We start from the raw sequence: 23,872 nt of genomic DNA, 5'->3' as shown, positions 1-23,872 counted from the left end.
CGGCGAGCGGGTTTGCATGTCGAGGTCACCGCCGGCGCCGCGGCCCTGGTCGCCTGGCGGACCGGACTCTTCCCTGGAGGTGCCCTTGACCACCGCCGTGTCCCGTGACCAGCTGGGCATGTCGTCGCCGTACGTCCCACCGGAGGACGAGCTGGAGCACCGGCTGGCGCAGCTCTGGGGTGCCCGGCTCACCGTATGGCCGATCGGCCGCCACGATGACTTCTTCCAGCTCGGCGGGGACTCCCTGCTCGCCGCCGAACTGCAACTGGACATCGACCAGGCACTCGGGGTCGAGGCGGACATTGCCACCCTGTTCATCGCCCCCACCGTCGCCGAGCTGGCCGACGCCGTACGGGAACTCCTGCCGCCGTCCCGGGCGGAGGTGCCGGCACCGATCTCCACCATCGGCGACCCACCGGTCCCGTCCACCGTCGGCGCAGGGCTACCGGTGTCCCCGGTGGGCGAAGAGTGAGCACGCCCGCGGCTGGTGGCTCCGCTCTGTCCGGCTCGGCCTATCCGGACCTGGGAGACCTGTCGCGGATCGACCTCGCCGACCCGATGCTGCTGGCCAGCGACCGGCGTTACGAGGTCTGGGATCGGCTCCGCCGGCACCGGCCGGTGCACTGGCAATCCGTGGCCGACGCCGGCACGGCGGACGGCTTCTGGTCGGTGACCAGGTACGCCGACGTGTGCCGGGTGCTCGCCGACCACGCCCGCTTCACCTCCGAGCGCGGCACCCTGCTCAACCTGCTGGGCCGCCGCGATCCCGCCGCCGGACAACAGATGGCGGCCACCGATCCGCCCCGGCACGGCCGGATGCGGCTGCCGGTGCAGCGGGCCATGGGTCTCTCCTCCGCCCGCAACTACGAACGGGAGGTGCGGGCCGGAGTCCGGTTGCTGCTCGCCGACCACGCCGCAGGTGGGCCGTTCGATGCCGTGACGATGCTCGCCGGGCTGCCGCTGACGGTGCTGGGGCCACTGCTCGGGGTGCCCACCGCGGACTGGCCTGAGCTGGCCCGGCTGGCCGCCATGTGCACCGCCGAGGACGATCCGGCCTACCAGCTCCCCGAAGGAGCCGAGGCGACGCTGCGACGTGGCCACCGTGCACTCTTCGGCTATTTCTCGGACCTCGCCCGTAAGCGGGCTCGCCAGGGCGGCGACGATCTGGTGAGCCTGCTGCTCAGGATGGATGTCGACGGTCAGCGGTTGGGACGTGGAGCGGTGGTGTCCAACTGTTACAGCCTGCTGTTGGGCGCCAGCGTCACACTTCCGCACGTGCCGACGGCGGCTCTCGCGCACCTCGCCGGCACCGACCGGTACGCCCACTGGGCACGCCGCCCCGACCTGCTCAACAGCGGCGTCGAGGAGGCGTTGCGCTGGGCGTCGCCGGCCAGCCACTTCATGCGGGTGGCCCGCCACCCGGTCGAACTGTCCGGAGTGACCGTCGCCGCCGGAGAGGCCGTCGTCGCCTGGTTGGGATCGGCGAACCGTGATCCGGCGGTGTTCTCCCAGCCGGACCGGTTCGACGTGCGGCGCACACCCAACCGGCACCTCGCGTTCGGGACCGGCCGGCACTACTGCATCGGTTCGCACCTGGCCCGGCTGGCGCTGCGGCTGTTCTTCGCCGAGCTGTTCGCCACCTTCGAGTCGCTGACACCGGACGGCGAACCCGTGCGTGTGCGGTCGACCTTTCTCAGCGGTTACCAGCGGCTTCCCCTGCGCGGGCAGCCTCGTCGGAGGGACGAACGATGATCGTGACCAGAGTGTCCGGATCACCCCTGACCTATGCCCAGGAACTCCTCGACGAGTTGGAGCGCTGGAGCCCGGGGCGGATACGCGGCCCCCGGTCGGTGCTGGCGGCGGCCCACCGGGTCACCGGCCCGGTGGACATCGCGGTACTGCACACCGCGCTCGGCGATGTCGTTGCCCGGCACGGCGCGCTGCGGACGGTCGTCGTCGCTGACGGCGCTGCGCGGTACCAGCAGGTGCGGGCCCCGGAGCCGGTCACGCTGACGGTGACGGATCTCCACCCCGACGACCCGCCGCAGGGTTTCGTGGCGTCGGTCGGTCGGCTGGAGCATCCGATCGACGAGGTGCCACGATTGTGGGCCTACCTGGGGCGGTACTCGGAACGCGACGCCGTGCTGGTGCTCGTCGCCCACCGGGTCGCGGTCGACGAGTGGTCGTTGCCGGTGCTCGCCCGCGACCTGGTCGCGGCCTACACCCACCGGATCCGCGGGCTCGGCCCGTTGGACGTCGCCGTCATGCAGTACGTCGACATCGCCGACGACGACCACTCCGCACAGTGGCAGGCGCGAATCCGCCGGCTGGTCCCGTACTGGCGTGACCGCCTGCGCGGGGTCACAGAGCTGGGCCTGCCGGTATCACCCGCCGGCACCCGGCGGCGGTCGGAAACCTCCGGTCAGCCGCCCACGGAGGGGACGGCCACGGCGACGTTCGCCGTAGACGAGAATCTCTGGCGATGCGTCGCGGGCGCCGCCCGGCGTCGGCGAACCACGCCGTTCACCCTGCTGCTCACCGCATTCGTCGCCGAATTCTTCGCAGACACCGATGGTACGGCGATGGTGCCGGTACTCACCGCCGGACGCACCCCGGCGGAGCGGGACACGGTGGGATGCCTGTTCAACATGCTGTCGATGCGTCTGGACCTCTCCGACCGCCCCGACGGGGAGGAGCTGCTGCGCCGGGTCGATGCCACCTGCCGGGAGGCGTACGTCAACGACATCCCTCTGATGCCGGTGCTGCGGGAGACGCCGGAACTCGCCACCGCGCTGACCAGCCGGGACCGGATGCTGCCGTTCTTCCAGTACGTACCGCCGCCACCGCTGCGTCCGCTGGTGGACGAACCGGCCGTTGGGCTGACACCACTGGACGCCGTCCCGTTGACGATGCCGCTGCTCCCGACCGCGCTGCTGTGGCGCCTCGTCGGGGCGGGCCCGGTCACCGGACACGTCGGCTACGACCCGATGCTGGTCGACGCGAGCTGGGTGGCGGAGCGCGTCGACGGCTACCTGCGCCGGCTCGACCGGCTGGCAGGCGACCGGTGAGTGACTGGAAACCACAACTGGTCGGGGCGGCGGTGACGGCCCCGCCACACATCCTCGATCTGCTCGAGCCGTGGTTCGATGCCGACGCCGCAGCGGTGAGTGACCAGGAGGCGGGCCTGACCTACCGCGAATTGGCCGACCGGTCCGCCGCCGTCGCTCGGGCGCTGTACGAGCATGGGGTCAAGGCGGGGGACTGCGTGGTCGTCCACGCGTTGATGTCCCGTTGGGCGGTGGTCGGCATGCTCGGCGCGCTACGGGCGGGTGTCCGGTACGTCGCCGTCGACGCGGCCTTCCCGGTAGCCCGCCAGCGGCTGATCGCTGCGGCCTCCGGAGCCCGGTTGGCGGTGGTCGAGCCGGGACTTCCGCTCGCCCTGGACGGGCTGCCCCGGTTGGAGATGGAGCGGGTCACGCCGCCCGCGACGGACTCGCGTCCGGCGCCCGGCACAACGGTGTGTCCAGCCCCGCCGGCCCCCCGTGCCGAGGCCGCCTACACCTGTTTCACGAGCGGTTCCACCGGAGTGCCGAAGGGGGTGACCGTGCCGGCGGCAGCGCTGGCGTACTCCACGGCCGCACGGTTGGCCTACTACCGGGACCCCGTCCGGGTGTTCCTGCTCTGTTCGTCGATCTCCTTCGACAGCTCGGTCGCGGGGATCTACTGGACGCTGGCGGCTGGCGGGCACCTGGTCATTCCGGCCAGTCGTCCCGCAGACCTGGTCGCCGTCCGCCGTGCGGCCCGACGCTGGCCCCCGTCCCACCTGCTCATGGTGCCCGGCCTGTACCGGGCGGCACTGCGCGGAGGTCTCGCCGCGGAGCTGGGCTCCCTGTCGACGGCGATCGTCGCCGGGGAGCCCTGCCCACCCGCGTTGGTGGGTGAGCATCTGGCGGCGTTGCCCCGAACACGGCTCTACAACGAGTACGGACCGACCGAGTGCACCGTCTGGTGCACCGTGCACGCCTGCGGCTCGGCCGACGCCACCGGGCTGTCCGTGCCGATCGGTGTCCCGATACCGGGTGCCCGACTGTACGTGCGGGACCCCGCCGGCGCGCCGACACCGACCGGCGAGGTCGGCGAGTTGTACGTCGGCGGGCCGGGGGTCGCCCGGCCGGCCTCACCGGACGCTGATCCGGACAACTCGCCATTCCGCCGGGTCGGCGACGAGTGGCTCTACCGCACCGGGGACCTCGTCGCCGTCGGCCGTGACGGGTCGCTGACCTTCCATGGTCGTTTCGACGACCAGCTCAAGCTCGGTGGCGTGCGGGTGGAACGGATGGAGATCGAACAGGCGCTTGCCGAGGCCCCTGGGGTGGTCGCCGCGGCGGTGGGGGTGACGACCGCAGGTGCACAGCCCCGGGTTGTCGGGTTCGTGGTGCCGGGGGCGGCCCGGGACACCGCTGGGATCCGGGCGTTCATGCTCACCCGACTGCCGGCCGCCGCGCTGCCGGTCCGGTTCGAGGCCGTGTCAACGTTGCCGTTGCTGCCGAACGGCAAGGTGGACCACGGTGAACTGGACCGCCGCGCCGCTGCGGTGCTCGCGGTCTGACACGGGCCAGCGCCCCTCCGGCCGCCAGTGCGCGAACGCCCGTTGGCATCGGTCGCGGGGTGACGCGTTCCCGATATCCCGGCCGAACCGGTGTACCCCTGCCGAGGAGCAGGTGAGCTACGCCGCCGCGAATCAGCCTCACCGATCACTGACGGCTGCGGCGCCACTGCCGAAGGCCGCCGCTCGCCCGTCGGAGGGCGACGCGGGCCCCGCGTCCCGATCGGATGCCGAAAACGTCGGGTCGGTCCGGCACCCGAGAGCACACGGATCCGGTCGTGCCCTCGTAGGGTATTGATGGAAATTGACGACGTACCCGGTGTGGGAGGGCGAGGCGTGGAGATTCAGCCGCACCCGAACCGGGCAATCCCGCGCGCCCCGCCTCCGTACGGATGACCCCGAAGAGTTGCCAGCAGCCCGGTATTCGATCGCTGGGAGCATCGGATGCACTTCCGTCTACTTGGACCGCTGCGGGTCTCCACCGCTGCCGACGACGAGATACCGATCGGCCGGCCGAAGCTCCGCCTCCTGCTGGCCCTTCTCCTGGTCAGGGCCAACACCTCGGTTTCGGCGGACAGTCTGGTGAATGACCTGTGGGGGGCGGACCTGCCGGAGTCGGCCTCGTCGAATCTGCGTACGTACGTGTGGTCGCTGCGCCGGCTGCTGACGCAGGCCGACCCGGCGACCGCACTGATCAGCACGGATTCGCGCGGGTACATGATCCGGGTGTCGCCGGAGTGCCTGGACGTGCTGACGTTCGGTCGGCTGATCGCCGACGGCGCCGATGCGCGCCGGCTCGGGGATCTCAAGCTGGTGGTCAGACGGCTCGAACAGGCACTGGGATTATGGCGCGGCGCGGCGTTCGAAGGCATTCCCCACACGAGCGGCCTGCTCGTCGCCACGGCACAGCGCCTGGAAGAACAGCGACTCGCCGCGGTGGAGGAACTTTTCGACGCCCGTCTCGGGCTGGGCCGGCATACCGAGGCGATCGCGGAGCTTCAGGGCTGGATCGTTCAGCATCCGTTGCGGGAGCGGTTGTGGGAGCAACTGATGCTGGCGCTCTACCGTGACGGGCGGCAGGCTGACGCGCTCGCCGCGTATCAGCGGCTACGGAGGCGCCTGGTCGAGGAGATCGGGGTGGAGCCGAGTCAGCCACTGCGGACGTTGCAGGGCCGGATTCTGCGATCCGATCCGACACTGGCACCGTCCGGTGGCGTCGCCACGGTGGCATCGTTGCGTGACGGCCTGACACCGCGGCAGCTACCGCTGGATGTCTCCACATTCGTTGGCCGGGCGGGCGAGCTGGCCATGCTGGGAGGGATGCTCGACCCGGGCGACGGAACCGGACATGGTCCCGTGGTGATCATCCACGGCCCTCCTGGCGTGGGCAAGTCGGCGCTGGCCGTCCATGCCGTCGACCTCTGGTCCAGGTGCTTCCCAGACGGGCAGCTGTATGTGAATCTCCGTGGGGCGACGCCGGGCGTCGAGCCGCTCTGTCCCGGCGAGGGCCTGGGCCGGTTCCTCCGAGCGCTGGGGGTTCCCGCGGCGGAGGTGCCGCACGACATCGAGGAGGCGGCAGCCCTCTACCGCACCCTGGTGGCCGCTCGACGGATGGTGGTCCTGTTGGACAACGCCGCGACGGCGGGTCAGGTGCGTCCGCTGCTGCCGGGCACGTCCCGCACCGCCGTGCTCGTCACCAGCCGGGCCGGTCTGACCGCCCTTGAAGGCGCCACCCACGTGGGTCTCGGCCCGCTCGACCCGGACGCATCGCGGGCGATGCTCGAACGCCTGATCGGCGATGCCCGGACGGCGGCCGACCCGCCGGCCACCGCGCGACTCGTCGAGCTGTGCGACCGGATGCCGCTCGGGCTGCACGTGGCCGCCTCCCGGCTCAAGACCAGGCCGGCCTGGACCGTCCGGGACCTGGTGGACCGTCTCACCGACGAGCAGCACCGGCTCACCGAACTGGCCTCCGGTGACCTCGCGGTGCGCAGCAGCCTTGGGGTGAGCTACGCGGCCCTGCGGCGAAGCGACGATACGGGCGACCGTGCGGCCGCCCGCACGCTGTGCCTGATCGGCCTGGTGGCGGTAACCGACATCGATTCCCACATGGCGGCGGCCCTGCTCGACACAACGCCGGCCGAGGCGGACCGGGTCATCGAACGCCTGCTGGACGCCCATCTGGTGGAGACGGTCGAGTCCGACCGCTACCAGGTGCACGATCTGGTCCGGCTGTTCGCCCGGGAACTGGCCGCCAGTACCGTCCCAGAGGGTGAAGCCACCGCCGTGATCAGCAGGCTACTCGGCTACTACCTCGCCACCGCCCGCGACGCGACCCGACTGTTGTACTCGAACCGCACGCAGTATCCGGTGCCGGACGTGTCCGTGATGCCGAAGCCGTTCACCGCCCCGGACGAGGCTCACCGGTGGCTGGAGGCGGAACGGGTGAACCTGCTGGCGGCGGCCCGTCAGTCGTGGCATGGCCCGGACGAGCACGTTCGGCTCGGCATCGGGCTGGCACTGGCGCTGCACTGGTTCTTCTGCGTGGAGGGCTACCCCCGCGACATGATCGAACTGGACGAGCAAGCCATCGGCATGGCGAGGAAGGTGGGTGACCGGCGTTCGGAGGCGTACGCCAACGGCAGCATCGGTGGCGCGTTCATGATGGTCGGGCGCCCGGAGAAGGCCGAGGCACACATTGCGGCGGAGCTGTCCATCTGCCGGAAGCTCGGTGACCGCTTCGGCGAGCAGCGGGCGCTGGGTAACCTCGCGCTCACCTACCTGCTTCAGGACCGCCCTGAGGAGGCGGTCGTGCATCTGGAGCAGCAGTCGACGGTGGCCCACCAGATCGGTGCTGTGGTCGGCGAGGTGTACGCGCTCAAATCCCTGGGCCGGGCGTACCACCAACTCGGCCGGCACGACGAAGCTATCCGGTTCGTCGAGAAGGCCCTGGCCTGGTACGACGAGATCGGCGACGACTATGCCGCGGCCGGGGCGCTCCAGCGGTTAGGCCTGATCCATATCGATCTCGGTCGCCTGGATCATGCTGCGGACCTGCTGACCCGTGCCGTTGAACGCGCGCGTCGGATCCGCCACCGACCGGGCGAGGCACAGGCCCTGATCGCCCTGGCCCGCGCCTCGCGGCTGCTCGGCGCCACGGACAGGGCGGCCAGCTACGCCGAGGAAGCGATCGCGATCGCCGACGAGCTGGGTTTGACCTGGGTCCGGACCATGGCGAGCACGGAGCACACAGCAGCCCTCGACGCCGGCCACGAGCACCGCGGCTAGCCGGTGCGCGCCGCGAGTCCCCGCCGGCGGCGGCACCGCCGGTCGTCGTCCGGCGGCATGGCCGGCCAATTCCAGGACGATCTCGGACGGGCTCGGCCTGTGTATGAGGCGTAGACCGGGCGTGTACGACCATCGATGAAACTTGACGAATGGGTGGGACATACGCAGAAGGCGGGTAGGCCGACCGAACGGCCTGAACGACCTGAGCGCTCGTCCGAGAGCGTCGGCGACAACGGTTCGGGGTAGACGATCTCCCCGCCGCACGGCACCTTCGCCGAGCTGTCGGAAGGTACACCCCGAACAGCCCGGCCCGGTGGCGGTCGCAGAGGGGGATGAGCATCCGGTGACGTACGTCGATCCAGACGCCGCCCAGGACAGTGCCGAGTATGTGCTGCTGCTTCGGCGGCGTCGAGAGGCGGCCGGTCTGTCGTACCGGCAGTTGGCCCGTCAGGCACGGCAGGGTGCCCGCTCGCTGCCGCCGAGTACGGTCGCCACGATGCTGCATCGGTCTACATTGCCCAGTCGCGACCTGGTCACGACATACATCCGGGCCTGCGGCGGCACCGACGCGGAGGTGGCCGCGTGGCTGGAGACAAGGACGCGGATCGCGATGTCGGCCGGCACCCGGCACCAGCGTCCGCCGGGCGGCGCCAAAATACACGGCGCCAGCACCGCCACGATCTCCGCCGAGCCGGTACTGCCGCGCCAGCTTCCGCCCGCGGTCGCCAACCTGGTTGGCCGGCGACACCAGATCGTCGAGATGGACACCGCGATCACCGGTCCCGGCCCCGGGCTGATCATCGTCTCCGGCGCGCCCGGCGTGGGCAAGACAGCGCTGGCGGTGCAGTGGGCACACCGGGTCAGCCGCCGATTTCCGGACGGTCAGTTCCACCTCGACCTCCGTGGCCACGGCCAGTGCGCCGCCGTGCCGACGCGGGCCGCGCTCGTCCAACTGCTCGTCGCACTCGGCGTGCCGGCCGGCCGGGTACCCACGGACGAGCGGCAGGCCGCCAGCCTGTTCCGGTCGGTGGTCGCGGGCCGGCGAGTCCTCCTGCTGCTGGACGGTGCGGTCTCGGCCGAGCAGGTGCGGCTGCTGCGCCCCGGCGGACCGGGTACCTGCACGGTGGTCACCAGTCGGGACAGCCTCGTCGGACTCGCCGTGCACGACGGTGGCCGGATGATCGAGGTACCACCGCTGGAGCAACCGCACGCGGTCCAGCTGCTGTCGCAGACCGTCGGTGAGCGGGCTGTCGCGGCCGAACCGGAGGCGGCCGGCGTGCTGACCGAGCTGTGTGACAGGTTGCCGCTGGCGTTACGGATCGCGGCCATCGGGCTGGGCCCCGGCACGAGGACTCCGCTCGCCGACCTCGTCGCCCGGATGCGCGCCAACGGGCGACTCACCGCGCTGGCCGTACACGGCGACCCGGAGGCCGGGCTCGAGGCATCCTTCGCTCCTTCCTACCACCGCTTGGACAACGCCTCGAAGCGGGTCTTCCGGCTGCTCGGGACGCTTCCCACGGCTGTGGTCACCGCGTCGGTCGCGGCCGCCGCCCTGGCCGAGACGGTCGGGTACGTGCAGACCGCACTGTGCCGGCTCGTGGACGGGCACCTGGTCACCCGCCTGGGTGTCGACAGCTACTGGATGCCGGACCTGCTGCGCGAGTACGCGGGCCAGCTCGCCGTTGGATCTGACCCGTTTCTCGGACATCGCAGATCAGGGCGCGGCGAGCCCTCGAGGAGGATGTTCGTCGTGGAAGGCATGGGTAGGAGGTCGCCTGCCTCGTGAGGCGTTCCGGCAGCTCCTCGCGGCGCACCTGGTCGAGGCCGAGCTCACCGGCGTCATCCGACCAGGTCCTCCATGCGCAGCCGATCCTGTCGGTCGAACAGCAGGTCGTGCACCTTTCACCGCCGCCGGGAGGTCGGCGAGGTGATCCGCGCCTCGTCCGCGACCACTTTCTCGCCTGGTCCTCCCCTCCGTCCGCGATCACCTCCCCGGGATACGCCCGCGGCGGTAGGCCCGCTGGCTCTTCTCCCGGCTGCCGCACACCGCCATGGAGCACCAGCGTCCAGAGCGGTTACGGGAGGCGTCGTAGAACGTCCAGCGGCAGTGGCCGCGCTCGCACGCCTTCAGCCGCACCCAGGTGCCGTCGTTGATGGCCCGGTGGACCGCAGCAATGATCTTGCCGAGGGCCGCGTCGACGCCGTGGGTTTGCGGCACCAACTGCGACGACCCGGCCGCGTCGATGCGCGGCGCGAGCCGCGCCCGTGCCGTTGCCCGGTTGACCTCGTCGGTCGCCGCGTCGACGTTCGCCGGTAGACGGTTGTGCACGGCGACGAGATCGCGGAGCGCTTCGCGCAGCGCGCGCGCCCGATCGAGATCGGCGCCGTCGGCCTGTGCGGTGCCGTCGAGGAGGTTCCGGTCGCGCAGCCAGGCGGTGAGCGCGGCCGGATCGGTCAAATCGTCCTCGTCGTCCTCGACGTCGAACGTGTTGATGAAGGCCTGCACTCCGGCGAGAGTGCCTGGGGCAGGTGCGCGGCCGCCGGGTTCCGACATGGCTCCAGGGTACGTAGCGACCGGCCAACCTCGGCGTTTTCTATTACCATCGTTCTAATGACACTGGTAAGCCGACGCTCATGGGTGACCTCGGCAACGACCTCAGGGAGGACGCGATGCAGGCGATCCAGAAGGTCCGCCATCGACAGATCGACGTCAACGGACTGGACGTGTTCTACCGCGAGGCCGGGCGCCCCGGCCGGCCCGCAGTCCTGCTGCTGCACGGCTTCCCGAGTTCGTCGCACACATTCCGCGAGGTCATGCCCACCCTGGCTGACGTCGCGCACGTGATCGCGCCCGATCTTCCCGGCTTCGGCATGTCCGCATCGCCCACCGTCGACAGCTACGACTACACCTTCGAGAACCTCTCCCGGACGATCGCGCACCTCCTCGACCAGCTCGACATCGAGCGCTTCTTCGTCTACCTGCACGACTTCGGCGCACCGGTCGGATACCATCTGGCCACCCGCGCCCCGCATCGCATCCGCGGTCTCATCGTCCAGAGTGGTAACGCGCACGAGGACGGCCTCGGCGAGCAGTGGGACACCGCCAGGGCGTACTGGGCCGACCCGACCGACGACAGGCGCGCCGAGCTTCCGGACTGGCTGCACTTCGCCGGCACCCGTGACCAGTACCTCGCCGGGCTGCCCGAGTACCTGCGGGTGCTGCACCCGCCGGAGTCATGGCACCTCGACTGGGAGCGCATGAGCCGCCCCGGCAACATCGAGGCGCAGTTCGCGCTCTTCACCGACTACGCCAACCACGTCGCCCGGTTCGAGGAGATCGCCGAGTACCACCGGGCTCACCAGCCGCCGGCCCTCGTGCTGTGGGGACGCCGCGACCCGTACTTCGACGTCGCCGAGGTCCTCGCCTACCACCGCGCCCTCGATCACCTGGACGCGCACATCTACGACGGCGGGCACTTCCTGCTGGAGACGCACCCGGCCGAGTGCGCCGAGCTCATCCGGGCGTTCGTGCTCGACAACGCCTGAACCGATCCGCCGCGGTGCATGGCCGGCCCGACCAGCTGCGGAGCGCTCACCTTCCGGCCATGACGGCAGTAATTTCACTGATACCCCACACCGGGTCGCGTCGGTACGTTCGAATCGCCCCAGGACGTGAGGAGAGCGGCCGTGACGGTTACCGTGTCCCAGCTCGGCGGCGACGCCGGTCCGGCACCGGCGCCCCCGCGGTACACCATCGACAACCTCGCCCGGCTGGTCGGGATGTCGCCGCGCAACATCCGGGCGCACCAGGCCCGCGGCCTGCTCGCGCCGCCCGCCCGGTACGGCCGGACCGCCTACTACGGCGCCGGCCACGTACGCCGGCTGGAGAACATCAAGTCGTTGCAGCGGCAGGGTTTCAACCTGGTCGCCATCGAGGCGATGCTCGGGGTACGCCACCTGACTCCGCCACCGGCCGAACCGCTGACGGACGCGCTGAACCGGCTGGCCGTCGAGCACCCCGCCCTGCTGCACAGCCTCGCCCGGCACGGCGTGCTGGTGCGCGCCGAGGAGGGCGCGGTCACCACGGCTCGCCCCCGGGCCGTGCAACCCGCACTCGCCCTGCACCAGGCCGGCGTGCCGGTGCTGGCCTCGCTGCGGCTGCTCGCCGAGGTGCTGGACCGGCTTCGCCCGGTCGCCGACGAACTCGTGCCGGCAGCCGAGGGCCGGTTGGCGCAGCTGTACCCGGCCGATGCCCCGGCATCCCCCGGGCAGCAGCCCGGGCACGAGAGCGGGGTGCTGACCCAGGGCCTGGCCCGGCTGCTCAGCGAGGCCTTCCGGGTCGTCGCGGAGAACACCGGCACCGCCCGCGCTATCGATAGCCCCGCTTGAGCTATCGATAGCCCCGCTTGAGCAGGTACCTGGCCCCTGCCTCGAAGCCCTCGGGACTGAGTACCTCGAAGCCGAAGGCGTCGGCGAGCCGGGCGGTCGTGTTGAACGCGACACAGACCGCCAGCGCGTCCTTGACCTGCTGGCGTGAGACGCCGGCGGAAAGCACCTCCCGGACGTCCTCGGCACCGAGCTTTCCCTCGGCGGTCAGTTTGCCCAGCATCCGCAGCGTTGCCCGCAGCGGTTCCGGCACGGGGGCCGATTCCACGTCGGCCAGCACCGCCGCCACCAGCGGCCCGTCCTGGTATGCCTGCCGAGCGGTCGCGGTGTGCGCGGCTATGCAGAACGCCGACTCGTGCACCTTGGACACGTAGGCCGCCATCAGCTCCCGGTCGGCCACCGTCCAGGCGGACGGCCCGCGCATCGCCTCGTGAATGAACACCTTTGCCCGGGCGCCGTAGAAGTCGGGCCGGTAGAAGACCAGCTTCGCCGCGTCCGGAACCGGGTGCCCGGAGAAGAGCCGGATGAGCGCGAACAGCAGTTTGCTCCCGGGGTGGTAGCCGCGGTTGAGGATGTCGAGGCGCATTATTCGGCCCTCCCGTCGACGGTTGCCTCGGCCAGAGCCGCCAGTCCCGCGTCGTACAACCGGGTGGACTGGCCGACCACAGCGCAGATGACCAGCTCGAAAAGCTGGTCCTCGCTGAAACCCGACGCCCTTGCCGCGGCGAGGTCCGCCTCGGTGAGCTGTGTCGGCGTCGCGACGACCTTGTCGATCAGTGTGTCCAACGGCGGGGACAGGTCCTCGTTGCCGAACGCGCGGGCCCGCTGCTCTGTCGTGGCCCTGCCCTCGCCACTCAGGATGCGATCCACCAGTGCTCGGTGTGCCGCTCGCTTGCTGTCCTCGTCCGGCATGGCGTCCCCTCCTCCGCGGCTGGGCTGTCTGCCCTCCTGTAATTAGACGATCGGCGCGCGCCCGGACACGACACGGGGCAGAATCTTTTCGATTACCTCATCCCCGGGCCAGCAGGCCGACCAGCGCGGTACGCGAGGTCACCCCGAGCTTCCGGTAGATCCGCATCAGGTGCGCGTCGACCGTACGTGGGCTGATCTGGAGTTGCCTGGCGATCGCCCGGGACGTGGCACCGGTGACCGTCAGCTCGGCGACCTCCCGCTCCCGGGCGGTCAGCAGCGCCAACGGATGCGCCGGATCCGACACCGCCCCGGGCCGGTCGGCCGGCACGGCACGCCGGGACAGCCGCGCGGCCAGCTGGCGCTGGGCCCGGTCCGCCCGCCCGGCCAGCCAGCGTGCCCCGCTGGCCGTGAAGAGCCGCTTGGCCCGGCCGAGCTGCTCACGGGCCGACCGCGGGTCCCCGGTCGCCGTCAGCCCCTCGGCGAGCACCATCCGGGCCTGGCCCTCCGTCACCGGCATGCCGGCCGCGCCGAGCCGACCGATCGCCGGTGCCGCCTCCGTGACGGCGTCACCCGGATCGCCGTAGGTCAGGGCCAGGGTCGCACCGGCCATACCGACCAGCCCGAGTCGACCGGGCAGGTCGCCGGCGGCGTCGGCGGCCCGGATGAGCCAACGCCGGGCCGGCGGTGGTACGCCCCCCGGCCCGTCTCGCACCGGTCCGGGCCCCCCAGCGAGGGCGGCGGCGGAGAGTGCCCGTACGACGAGCACGCCCGCCTCGGCCGGCCCGAGGCAGCGGTACGTCTCCGTGTCGGCCAGCAGCTCCTGGCAGCCGGCGTCGTCGCCGACGGCCGCGCTCGCCTCGGCCAGGTGCATCCGCACCACCGCCCGGTACAGCGTGGACCGTGGGGCGGCGCTGCCCCGCAGCCGGTCCAGGGCCGGGCGTACCGCATCCGGTCCGGCGAGCCAGAGCAGCGGCCGGAGCCGTACCGCCGCCGCCAGCGTCGCCGCCTCGGCGCTCCCCTGCCACCGGGCGATCTCCTCCGCCTCCTCGGCGTCCCGTAGCGCGTCGTCGACCCGGCCCACGGTGCCGTAGAGCACACTCCGGGCGGCGTAGAGCAGTGGATGCACGTGGATCCGCCCGTACCGGAGCCCCACCTCGATGCCCCGCTCCGCGTGCGCCAGCCCGTCGTCGACCCGGTCCAGCATCGCCTCGATCCAGCCGAGCAGCGCGATCGCGCCGAGTTCGTCCCGGAGCGCGACGTCGCCGAGGGCGTCGACCAGCCGGGCGGCGTAGGAGACCCGCAGCCGGGCGGTGGCCAGTGGTTCCCGGGCGACCGCGCAGGCCGCCAGCACGGTGCTGGCGGCGGCCTCGACCCCCCGATGACCGCCCTGCCGCGCCCGGTCCATCGTCCTGCCGGCGTGCCTGGCCCCGGTTCGCCAGCGACCGGCCAGCATCTCCGTCACCGCGAGTTCGAGCCGCAGCATCGCCTGCGGGGTGCCGGTGCCGCCGAGCCGTTCCAGTTCGCTGCTGAGCAACGCGCTGGCGACGTCGAGCCGGCCGGCGAGCCGCTCCAGCACGGCGAGCTGCTCGACCGCCGCGTGCCGGTGCGGGCCGGCTACCGCGACGAGATCGTGCAGCACGGTCCGCGCCTCGTCGAACTGGCCGGTCACCCCGAGCGCCTTGGCGAACAGCAGCCGCAGCTCGGACCGGCGATCGGCCCGACCGGTGCCGTCCGGCAGCGCCGACAGTGCGACGCGCAGCCAGCCGGCGCTGGTGCTCGGCGCCGTACCCATGGTGGTGATCGCGGCCATGGCGATGACCTCGGCGGCGGCCTCGTCGCCCGGCTGGATCGCCCTCGCCAGGTGGTGGGCCCGCAGCGTCAGCGGGGCGCCGCCGCGTTCCAGGTGGGCGGCGGCGCGGCGGTGGGCGGCCAGCCGCCAGGCCGGACCGGCGAGCCAGTACGCCACCGCCCGCACCAGCGAGTGCCGGAAGTCCAGCTCCGCGCCGACCTGGCGGAGCAGGTTCCGGGCCACCAGCGCGTCGAGCGCGGCGGTGGTGCGGTGCGAATCGATCCCGGCCGCGGCGGCGACGGCGCCGATGTCGAGGCCGGGGCCGACCACGGCGGTCGCCTGGAGCACGAGCCGTTCGGTCGGGTCCAGCCCACGGATCTCGATCGCCATCGCACCGTGCAGGGCGTCGGTCACCGGCTCGTCGGGGAAGTCGCCGCGGCGCAGCGCGGCGAGGACCTGCGTCGAGGTGCCGGCCAGCAGCTCCAGGTAGAGCGGGTTGCCGCCGCTGACCTGGTGCAGCAGCCGACGCCGGGACGGCGGCTCGGCGGGCAGCAACTGGTGCGCGTCGGCGCCGGTCAGCGGGGCGAGCCGGAGCCGATCGGGCAGCGGCGCCAGGTGGGCGAGTTCCTCGGCCAGTCTGGGCGGGCACTGCGCGGACCGGAACGCGAGCACCACCGTGATCCGGGCGTCCGGCGGATGCCGCAGCAGGTAGCCGAGAAACTCGACGGAGGCGTCGTCGGCCCACTGCACGTCGTCGAAGACCAGCAGCGCTCCGGCGGGGCGGGCGGCGGCGGTGACCAGGCCGCGCAACCGGCGGTGCCGCCGGTGCCGGTCGACCGCCGCGGTGGCCGGCCCCGGCCCGCCGGGGTCGTGCACCGCGAGAGTGTCGAGCGCCGCGTGCAGGTCGGCCCGATGATCGGGTACGCCGGCCAGCGCGTCCAGCAGCACGCCGTACGGGAGGGAGTGCTCGAACTCGGTCGCCCGACCGAGCAGCACGGTACGACCACGGTCAGCGGCCAGCTGTGCCAGTTCGGCCACGAGTCGACTCTTGCCGATGCCCGGTTCGCCGTCCAGCACCAGGAACCGGGGCCGTGTCCGGTCCTCGTCGAGCAGCGCGACCATCCGGGCCAGCTCGGCGTCCCGACCAACCAGCGCGGCGACGGTGTGCGCCGCCGCCGGTCGCGGTACGGCCGTCGGCTCCGATGGCGATGTGACCGGCACCTGCGAACCTCCAGGACATGGGGTGATCCTGGTCCGAGGTAACCGCGTCGACAGCCGCCCATGCCAGAGGAGATCGGGCAGAACTATAAGCGGTCATCAGTCCATTGACACCATGGCGCCGGGAATCCCGGCGCGCCCCCTTCCCGGCTCCCGGGGCCGTTACCGCAGCTCCGAAGCGCCGGACGGACCGGGCGACGGGCTCGGACACGGCGCCGGCGCCGCCGGCGGGCGGTGGCCACGGAGGCGGGTGTAGTCGCGGATGGCGCCCACTCCCGTGCCCGGTGCCGCGGGCGGCTTCCCGCAGTACGGAACGCACGGTCCCGCAGGTGGGACCGGGCGGGCGCCCGCGCTGACCGGTCCGTTCGGACCGGCTCCCGCCGCGGCAGCCGGTCAGTGGCGGAGCTTCCGGGCCGCCGTCCGGGCCACCCGCACCCCGACCATCCCCGGCACCGCCCGGGTCGCCGCCTCCCGTACGCCCCTGATGGCCATGCCCGGCATGCTCCGGTCGCCCCGGCCGCCCATCTCGCGCACGCCCCTGGCCACCATCCCGCCCAGGCCCATGCCCATGCCCTTGCCCGTCATGCCGCGCATTCGCTTGCCGGCCATCCCACGCATCTGTTTGCCGGCCATCCCCCGCATGCTCCTGGTCCGGTGCGCGATCCCACCCATCCGGTGCAGCACGCCCTGGATCACCTGGCCGGGCTTCTGCTGCTCGCCGGCGAGCGCGGTGACCACGATCAACCCGCCGGTCAGGGCCGGGATCACCCACTGCAACACCCGCAGCTGCCGCTGCCGGGCCGCGACACCCGGCGGCGTGCCGTTCTCCGGAGCCGTCGTCGCCACCACCGGCGCCTCGCTGCTCTTCTCCAACTGCATCCCGAGCATCCGGCTGTAGCCGGTCGCCGCCAGCGCCGCCACCGTCAGCCCGGTCTTGACCGCGCTCATCCGGCCCACCCCGGCCTGGACCAACATCCGCGGGCTCTCGGTGATCAGCTCACCGGCGGCACCGGCGACATGGGTGCCGATCGCCGCCGCGTTCACCGGGGTCCATCTGGCCCAGCCGGCCGAGGCGACCCCCAACCGCTGTCTCGAATCGCTCACCTTCGCCGCCGCGCCGTTGACCCCGATCGCACCCATCAGCGCGCCGCCGAACCAGGCAGCCAGGCCGAGATCGTGCATCGAGCGCAGTACCGTGTGCCGCTCCGACATCTGCCAACCTCCGTCGTAGGAGATCCGCCGGGTACCCGCCCGGGCGACTTCCAATCCCCGGTCGGGCTAGTCCAACACGATGTCGTCGTCGGGTACGCCCAGGTCCTGGACCTGGTAGTCGATGCCGCGCAGCGGCAGGTTCCGGACGAAGAAGACCCTCGACGGCAGCCCTGTCGACTGCCCGGTCCCCTGGGTGATCCCGGTACCCGTGAAGCAGAGCCAGCTGATCCCGAGCACCTCCCGGATGAAGTAGTCCGGGCCCCACGGGGTGTACCTGCGCTCCCGGATGGTGCAGCTCGCATACCACGCCTGCTGGTCGCCGGAGTAGTAGTTCCGGGGTGGGCGGCCGAGCAGCGCCCGTTCCTCGTCGGTCGCCGCGAAGCACGCCGCGCGGGCCGGATCGGAGAGGATCCGGAAGGCCGCCTTCCAGGTGGCCGGCAGCAGGTCCATCCTGCGGCGGTTGCGCTCACCCAGCTCGAAGGTGAGGGCCAGCCAGGGGCCGTTCGAGTTTTCGACCTGCTCGAAGGCGTCCCCGATCCAGAGGTTGGCGAGGATCTGCCGCAGGGTGCGGTGCCGCTGCTCGTCGTGGTCCCCGACGAAGACGTACTTGCGGGTGCCGAGGCCGAGCTGCCCGGCGGGGTCGAAGCCGTCCCGGGGTACCAGCCGGACGGCCCGCTCGACCACCGTCCGCTCCTCGTACCGGCGCAGAAGCTCGTCGGCCGGCATCGCAAGACGGTGTCGGAAGGTCTCCCGCAGCCGCCCGGCGACCTCCGGCAGCCCGCCCGCGGCGGTGACCGGGAGTGCCTGCCCGAGCCGCAGGCCGAAGGGAAGGTGACCGCCCCCGGCGGACCCGTTCAGCAGGATGGGCACGACCCGGTGCGCTCCGTTCTCCCGGCGGGACAGCTCGACGGCCTCGGCTACCTCCTCCCGCTGGTGGTAGGCGCGGTCCGTAGCGTCGGAGATCAGCATCAGGGTGATCGCCGTGCCGCGCCGCGCGGCCGGCAGCCGATCGCCCCGGTCGTCGCCGGGCGGCAGGCTCCGGTGGTCGAGAAACACCCGGAAGGGGGGACTGAGCAGGTCGTACAGTTCCTCCGCGGCGGCGCGGTCCGCAGGCGCGTACTCGATGAAGAAGTCCCAACGGTCCTCTCGGGTCATGCCCTGCTCCGTCATCTCGGCATCATCGCCGGTGGGGATCGCACCGATGCCCCATCCAAGCAGCCCGTCCGGCGTCCGTCGATGCCAACCACCAGCCCGATGGTCGCCGATCGGGCGACGTTCGCGGCCGGTCCGGATCCGTTCGTCGGGATCGGTGGTGCGACCGGTCGGCAGCGTCGGCGCGCCAGCCTCCGGACCGGGCGGCGCGAACTCCCCCGGCTGTGCCACACTCCGAGGCTGCGCCTGCACAGCAGGTGGCCGGCACGCCGGCCCCACCGCCGACGCCCCAGAAGCCGGACGCCCCAAGAAAAGGAAACCCCCATGCAGCTCGATGTGCTCCAGTCCCAGCGCCAGTTCCACGTCCGGCAGCGGATTCGGTTCATGGTCAACCAGTACGAGGTACACGCGGTCAACCCGGACGGCTCAGAGGGCGAGCTGCTGGCCTTCGCCCAGCAGAAGCGGCTCGCCTTCAAGGAGCAGGTGACCCTCTACGCGGACGACACCAAGCAGCAGCCGGTGCTCGGCTTCAAGGCCCGTCAGGTGATGGACCTCGGTGCGACGTACGACGTGACCGACGCCGCCGGTACCCCCATCGGGCTGTTCCGCAAGGACTTCAAGGCATCGCTGCTCCGCTCCACCTGGCACGTCGAGCAGCCGGGGCTCGGGCAGGCCACCGGCCAGGAGCGCAGTCTGCCGGTCGCGCTGCTGCGCCGGTTCATCGACTCGCTGTCCTGGTTGCCGTACCACTTCGACTTCACCATCGGCGGCCAGCCGGCGTTCTCGGTGGTGAAGAAGTGGGGTCTGCGCGACCGGTACGTGGTCGACATCCACCTGCCGCAGCTCGACCGCCGACTGGTCATCGCGATGGCGGTCGGGCTGGACGCGTTGCAGAGCCGCTGACCCGCGAGCCGTCCGGTGGGGCCGGCGTCGACCGCCGGCCCCCATCGGAACGTAGGGCTCGATCCCGAAAGCTCGGGCAGATCCGTGGGTGACCCGATCCACCCTGGCCAGTGGCTTGCAGTGCGCGGAACGCGGTCCGGCACGACGCCGGAACGGCGCGGTGGAACCGCGGCCCGGCTGGCGCGGTACCCGGTCCAGGAGGCAGCATGGCGGGCGTGTCTCAGCCACCACAACTTGCCGCCGTGCAGGGCCGCGCCCGGGCGCTACGCGACGGCGGTGACGATCCGGGTGCCCGACGGCTGCTCACCCAGGCGCTCGACGCGGCCCGCCCGGCCTACGGCAAGGACCATCCGGAAGTGCTGGCCACCGTCGGGGTGCTGGCACGGTGGCACCGGGAGGCCGACGACCCGGCGGCCGCCCGGCGGCTGCTCGAGGAGGCGCTGCTCGATGGTCAACGCCGGTGGGGCGAAGCCGACCCCCTGATGCTGTCGCTCAGCTTCGAGCTCGGCGCCGTCGCCGAGGAACTGGGCAACCGGCACGAGGCACGCCGCAACTTCGGCCGGGTCGCCTCGCTCGGGCCGGGTGTGCTCGGCGACGACCACTGGCAGGTCCGGGCGGCCCGGGACTACCTCGGGGAGGCGGCCGGCGCGGCCACGGCACTCTCCGCGCCACCCGCCGGGCCGGCCGCGGTCCCGCCGCCCCCGGCCGGGCCGAACCCGGTCCCGCCGCCACCCGCCGGGCCGAACCCGGTCCCGCCCCCGCCTCCGTCGCCGATGTCCGCACCACCGGCCCAACCGGCCGGCGGTGGATCGGTCCAGCCGGCCGCCACCTCACCGACCTACGCACCAGCCGCCGGACCGATGTCCGGGCATCCGGCCGGACCGGTGTCAGGGCATCCGGCCGAGTCGGCAACCTCGCCGTACGCCGAGCAGATGCCGGCGACGTACCCGCCGTACTCGGCGCAGTCGGCTGCCCGGTCCGAGCCGTACCCGGTAAGCGCTCCACCCCCGGCTGCCGTCCCGGCCGCACCGGCGCCCGAGCCGAGCCGCGGTCGCGGTTCGACGGTGGCCGCCGCGATCGCCGCCACCGCAGCGGTGGTCGCCGCGATCGTGGTGGTGGTCACGGTGGTGGTCGACAGGAGCGGTTCACCCGGCCCGGGGCCGACCGACGAGCGCGGCGAGCCGATCGTCGCCGGTGAGCCACCGACCGACGTGAAGCTGCTCGACGAGGGCACCGCGATCACCGTCACCTGGACCGACCCGAGCGGCGGAACCGTGCCGTTCGTCGTCGCCGGCGGCCGCGCCGGCCAGCAGACCAAACCGATGATTACCCTCAGTGCCGGCGAGACCACCTACAAGGTGAACGCGCTGAACCCCAAGCTCGATTACTGCTTCTCGGTGCTCGCCGTCTATTCGACCAATGAATTCGCCCCATCCGATCTTGCCTGCACGAAGCGCGACGGCACCGGGGCGACGCCGCCCTGATCACAATTCGACAACCGTTCTTACCACGCTGACCTGCGGAGACGGTGACGGGCGACGGAGCTTATCCACAATTCGCGCCGCCTCCGTCCACAAGGGCACGCTCCAGGTACCCGCGGGCAAAGCCAGGGCCCTATGATGGCACGCGGTTTCGGGAAAGATTCGCTGACGACGGCGGTCGGACACGACCGCCCACGGGTGGGGAGGCGGCCGACTGTGGTCACCACAGGCAACGGCTTGACAGGCAGTGACGGCACCGGCGGGGCCGACCCCGCCGGCGTGGCGCCCGGTGCGCCGCCGGCCCGCCGCCGCACCCGGATCCGGGGCGGACTGGTCACCATCGCCACCGTGGCCGCCCTGGCCGCCGCGATGGGGCTGACCGTGCTCGGGCTCGGCGCCGCCGACAACGCCGTGGCCAGCTTCGATGCCAGTTCCTGGCTGTGGAGCACAGCCAGGAGCGAGGTGGCCCGGGTCAACGGCGTCACCGGTCGGGTCGACACCCGGGTCCAGATCCCGCAGGGCCGCAACCATCGGATGCAGGTGGTGCAGACCGACCGGTTGCTGATCCTGCGCGACCTGAACACCGGCCAGGTCAGCTCGCTGGACCTGGCCACCCTGCAGATCATCGCGACCACCAGTACCACCGCCGGGATCGGGGTCAACGTGGCCCTGCACGAGGACGCGGCGTTCGTCGTCGACGCGGTGCAGGGGATCGTGCGCCAACTCGACCCCCGGTCGCTGACCCCGGTCGGCGAGCAGATCCACTACCCGCCCGGCATCACCGGCGGCGAGTTCGACGGCACCGGGCGGCTCTGGGTCGCGGTGCCCAGCGAGGGGACCGTCTCCGCCATCACCGCCGCCAAGCTCCCGGCGTCCGACAGCGGCGGCACGGGCGGCAGTGTCAGCCCGGAGCAGGTCTTCAACGACGCGGTCGCCGACCCGAGCCACGACCTGACGATCTCCACTCTGGACGACGGCGTGGCGGTGCTCGACCGGACCACCAACACGTTGACCACACTGCGCGGCGGGGACAAGCAACCGGTCAAGCTGCCGCTCACCGGCCCGGGCGCGATGCCGCCCCGGACCACCGGCCTCCGGGTGCCGGTGACGGTGCTGGACGACCGCAACATCGTGGTGGCCGACAACGGCACCGTGGGGCAGCAGTTCAGGGTGCCGGGCGCCGGCACCCGGCTGAGCCCCGCCGTCGCCTGGGCGGACCGGTTCTACTGCGCCGACGAGGACACCGGCACCGTCTACTCGTTCGATCCCACCGGCAAGCTGCTGGAAAAGATCGAGATCCCGGGCGCCAACGGCCCGCTGGAGCTGGAGGTCCGGGAGAACCACCTCTTCATCAACGCCCCGAACTCCGCCGTCGCCCGGGTCATCGACGACAAGCACCAGGTCAAGGAGGTCGACAAGTACGCCAACGACGTGCTCGGTGGTGACCCGCCGCCGAACCCGCCGCCGCCTCCGCCGCCGCCGAAGCCGGTGATCAGCAAGCCGAGCGCGCCGAAGTCGGTGACCGCCGCCGCCGGCAATGCCCAGGCCCGGGTGAGCTGGCGACCCGCCGCGGCCAACGGTGCTGCCATCACCCGGTACGTGGTGCAGGGCGCCGGCCGGACCTTCGAGGTGGGCGCCAACCAGCGCTCGCTGGAGGTGACCGGCCTGACCAACGGCGAGACCTACCGGTTCTCGGTGCACGCGGTGAACGCCAAGGGCGCCGGTCCGGCGAAGAGGAGCAACCCGGTGGTGCCGACCTCCGAGGTGCCGGATCCGCCGGCCAGCGTCACCGCCGAGGAGCGGCCGGACGGCACGGTGGTGGTCAGGTGGCCGGCCGCCAACGGCCAGGGCTACAAGATCAACAAGTACGCCGTGACCGCGATCTCGGCCGGCGCCAACGCACCGGTCGGCGAGTCGACCAAGACCGAGCTGGTGATCCCGGCCGGCGAACTCGACTACGGCAACCAGTACGCCTTCACCGTGGTCTCGATCAACGAGAAGGGCGCCGGCTCGGCCGCCTCGCCGGCCAGCAACACCGTCGTCCCGTTCAGCACCCCGGCCGCGCCGGTCAACCTCCAGGCCAAGACGGTTGCCGGCTCACCCGGCACCGTCTCGATGACCTGGAGCCCGCCGGCCGACAACGGCCGTCCGATCACGAAATACCTGGTCGACGCGGGCGGGAAGAAGAGCGAGGTGACCGACACCCAGGCCACCGTGGGAGGGCTGGGTGACGGGGCGACCGTCACCGTCCGGGTGCAGGCGGTCAACGAGGCCGGCCCCGGTGCCACCGCGACCGACACGGCCAGGACGGTCGCGGCGCCCCGGGTCACCATCACCGGGACCTCCGCCGACGCCACCTCGGTCACGGTCGACTTCACCGTGGACGACGGCGGTGGGAAGGCGAGCTGTTCGGTGACGCCGTCCGGCCGGGCCAAGGTCAACGGCAACTGCTCCAGCATCCGGGTCACCGGGCTGACGCCCAGCACGTCCTACGACCTCACGGTGACGGCGACCAATGCGGCCGGCAACGGCACCGACAAGGTCAGCAAGTCGACCGCCGCTGTCTACGGCATCGCCACCTGCAAGAACGGACCCGACGGGGACCAGCGGACCTACTGCGACTCGGACGGCCCTGGCCGCAATGGCAACGAGATCTTCTCGGGGACCCGGCAGAACAACGACCAGCAGGTCGGCTGGGCGAGGCCGGGCACCCGGTTGGAGGCGTACTGCAAGAAGTCCGGCCAGGAGATCGACGCCTGGATCTACAACGACAACAAGAAGAGCACCTGGTGGGTCCAGGTCAAGTACGAGGGCAAGAACTACATCCCGTTCGCCTGGCTCGACCTCGAGGGGGGCGACAATATCAACATCCTGCCGACCTGCTGACCGGCGTCGGTAGCAGGGAGCACCTCCGGTAACAGGGAG

Annotated in this window: 17 protein-coding genes; 11 read left to right on the top strand and 6 right to left on the bottom strand. The window is 71.9% G+C overall.

Features of this window, described 5'->3' with window-relative positions:
- Nucleotides 1-85 precede the first annotated feature (85 nt).
- The 6 genes from ABNF97_RS00485 to ABNF97_RS00460 all read left to right on the top strand — a co-directional run bounded on the left by ABNF97_RS00485 (nt 86) and on the right by ABNF97_RS00460 (nt 9,680).
- Nucleotides 86-472: a phosphopantetheine-binding protein gene (locus tag ABNF97_RS00485; protein ID WP_349337259.1), complete on the top strand. Its 387-nt coding sequence runs from the start codon at nt 86-88 to the stop codon at nt 470-472.
- Nucleotides 469-1,752, top strand: coding sequence for a cytochrome P450 (locus tag ABNF97_RS00480; RefSeq protein ID WP_349337258.1), 1,284 nt, complete (start codon nt 469-471; stop codon nt 1,750-1,752). The genes ABNF97_RS00485 and ABNF97_RS00480 overlap by 4 nt, the downstream gene beginning before the upstream one ends.
- Before the next feature lie 11 nt (nt 1,753-1,763).
- On the top strand, nt 1,764-3,068 hold the full coding sequence (locus tag ABNF97_RS00475) for a condensation domain-containing protein (RefSeq protein WP_349337257.1): 1,305 nt from the start codon (nt 1,764-1,766) through the stop codon (nt 3,066-3,068).
- Nucleotides 3,065-4,609 (top strand): amino acid adenylation domain-containing protein, encoded by a 1,545-nt coding sequence (locus ABNF97_RS00470; protein ID WP_349337256.1) that lies wholly within the window; start codon nt 3,065-3,067, stop codon nt 4,607-4,609. The genes ABNF97_RS00475 and ABNF97_RS00470 overlap by 4 nt, the downstream gene beginning before the upstream one ends.
- Nucleotides 4,610-5,050: 441 nt before the next feature.
- Nucleotides 5,051-7,894 carry an AfsR/SARP family transcriptional regulator gene (locus tag ABNF97_RS00465; protein ID WP_349337255.1) on the top strand — a complete coding sequence of 948 codons (2,844 nt, stop codon included), beginning with the start codon at nt 5,051-5,053 and terminating at the stop codon, nt 7,892-7,894.
- A gap of 313 nt (nt 7,895-8,207) precedes the next feature.
- A complete protein-coding gene (locus ABNF97_RS00460) occupies nt 8,208-9,680 on the top strand; it encodes a helix-turn-helix domain-containing protein (RefSeq protein ID WP_349337254.1) in 1,473 nt (490 codons plus the stop codon).
- Between the two features lie 198 nt (nt 9,681-9,878).
- On the opposite strand, the gene ABNF97_RS00455 is transcribed toward ABNF97_RS00460, so the two are convergent.
- Nucleotides 9,879-10,400 (bottom strand): CGNR zinc finger domain-containing protein, encoded by a 522-nt coding sequence (locus ABNF97_RS00455; protein WP_349337253.1) that lies wholly within the window; start codon nt 10,398-10,400, stop codon nt 9,879-9,881.
- 128 nt (nt 10,401-10,528) lie between these two features.
- On the opposite strand from ABNF97_RS00455, the gene ABNF97_RS00450 reads away from it, so the two are divergent.
- Together ABNF97_RS00450 and ABNF97_RS00445 are read left to right on the top strand one after the other, a co-directional pair.
- Complete coding sequence (locus ABNF97_RS00450) at nt 10,529-11,440, top strand: alpha/beta fold hydrolase (protein ID WP_349337252.1); 912 nt, start codon at nt 10,529-10,531, stop codon at nt 11,438-11,440.
- A gap of 141 nt (nt 11,441-11,581) precedes the next feature.
- Nucleotides 11,582-12,283, top strand: a complete 702-nt coding sequence (locus ABNF97_RS00445) for a MerR family transcriptional regulator (RefSeq protein ID WP_130462565.1) — start codon at nt 11,582-11,584, stop codon at nt 12,281-12,283.
- Nucleotide 12,284: 1 nt separating this feature from the next.
- On the opposite strand, the gene ABNF97_RS00440 is transcribed toward ABNF97_RS00445, so the two are convergent.
- The 5 genes from ABNF97_RS00440 to ABNF97_RS00420 all read right to left on the bottom strand — a co-directional run bounded on the left by ABNF97_RS00440 (nt 12,285) and on the right by ABNF97_RS00420 (nt 18,566).
- Complete coding sequence (locus ABNF97_RS00440; protein WP_130462564.1) at nt 12,285-12,866, bottom strand: carboxymuconolactone decarboxylase family protein; 582 nt, start codon at nt 12,864-12,866, stop codon at nt 12,285-12,287.
- On the bottom strand, nt 12,866-13,192 hold the full coding sequence (locus tag ABNF97_RS00435) for a carboxymuconolactone decarboxylase family protein (RefSeq protein WP_349337251.1): 327 nt from the start codon (nt 13,190-13,192) through the stop codon (nt 12,866-12,868). Before ABNF97_RS00435 ends, ABNF97_RS00440 begins: the two co-directional genes overlap by 1 nt.
- A 97-nt stretch (nt 13,193-13,289) precedes the next feature.
- Nucleotides 13,290-16,202 (bottom strand): helix-turn-helix transcriptional regulator, encoded by a 2,913-nt coding sequence (locus tag ABNF97_RS00430; protein ID WP_349337250.1) that lies wholly within the window; start codon nt 16,200-16,202, stop codon nt 13,290-13,292.
- 390 nt (nt 16,203-16,592) lie between these two features.
- Nucleotides 16,593-17,411 carry a hypothetical protein gene (locus ABNF97_RS00425; RefSeq protein ID WP_349337249.1) on the bottom strand — a complete coding sequence of 273 codons (819 nt, stop codon included), beginning with the start codon at nt 17,409-17,411 and terminating at the stop codon, nt 16,593-16,595.
- A gap of 66 nt (nt 17,412-17,477) precedes the next feature.
- Nucleotides 17,478-18,566, bottom strand: coding sequence for a toll/interleukin-1 receptor domain-containing protein (locus tag ABNF97_RS00420; RefSeq protein ID WP_349337248.1), 1,089 nt, complete (start codon nt 18,564-18,566; stop codon nt 17,478-17,480).
- A 321-nt stretch (nt 18,567-18,887) separates the two neighbouring features.
- Here ABNF97_RS00420 and ABNF97_RS00415 point away from each other — a divergent pair, with 321 nt between their 5' ends.
- From ABNF97_RS00415 to ABNF97_RS00405, 3 genes are all read left to right on the top strand, one after another.
- Nucleotides 18,888-19,466, top strand: a complete 579-nt coding sequence (locus ABNF97_RS00415) for an LURP-one-related family protein (protein WP_349337247.1) — start codon at nt 18,888-18,890, stop codon at nt 19,464-19,466.
- A gap of 206 nt (nt 19,467-19,672) precedes the next feature.
- Entirely contained in the window at nt 19,673-20,950 is a 1,278-nt protein-coding gene (locus ABNF97_RS00410; protein ID WP_349337246.1) for a tetratricopeptide repeat protein, read from the top strand.
- A gap of 276 nt (nt 20,951-21,226) precedes the next feature.
- On the top strand, nt 21,227-23,833 hold the full coding sequence (locus ABNF97_RS00405; RefSeq protein ID WP_349337563.1) for a fibronectin type III domain-containing protein: 2,607 nt from the start codon (nt 21,227-21,229) through the stop codon (nt 23,831-23,833).
- Nucleotides 23,834-23,872: the final 39 nt, after the last annotated feature.

It is taken from the genome of Plantactinospora sp. B6F1 (assembly GCF_040120695.1).
Lineage (GTDB): Bacteria > Actinomycetota > Actinomycetes > Mycobacteriales > Micromonosporaceae > Plantactinospora.
Note: the sequence above shows the minus strand (reverse complement) of the source record. Positions and strands in the feature narration are given on the sequence as shown.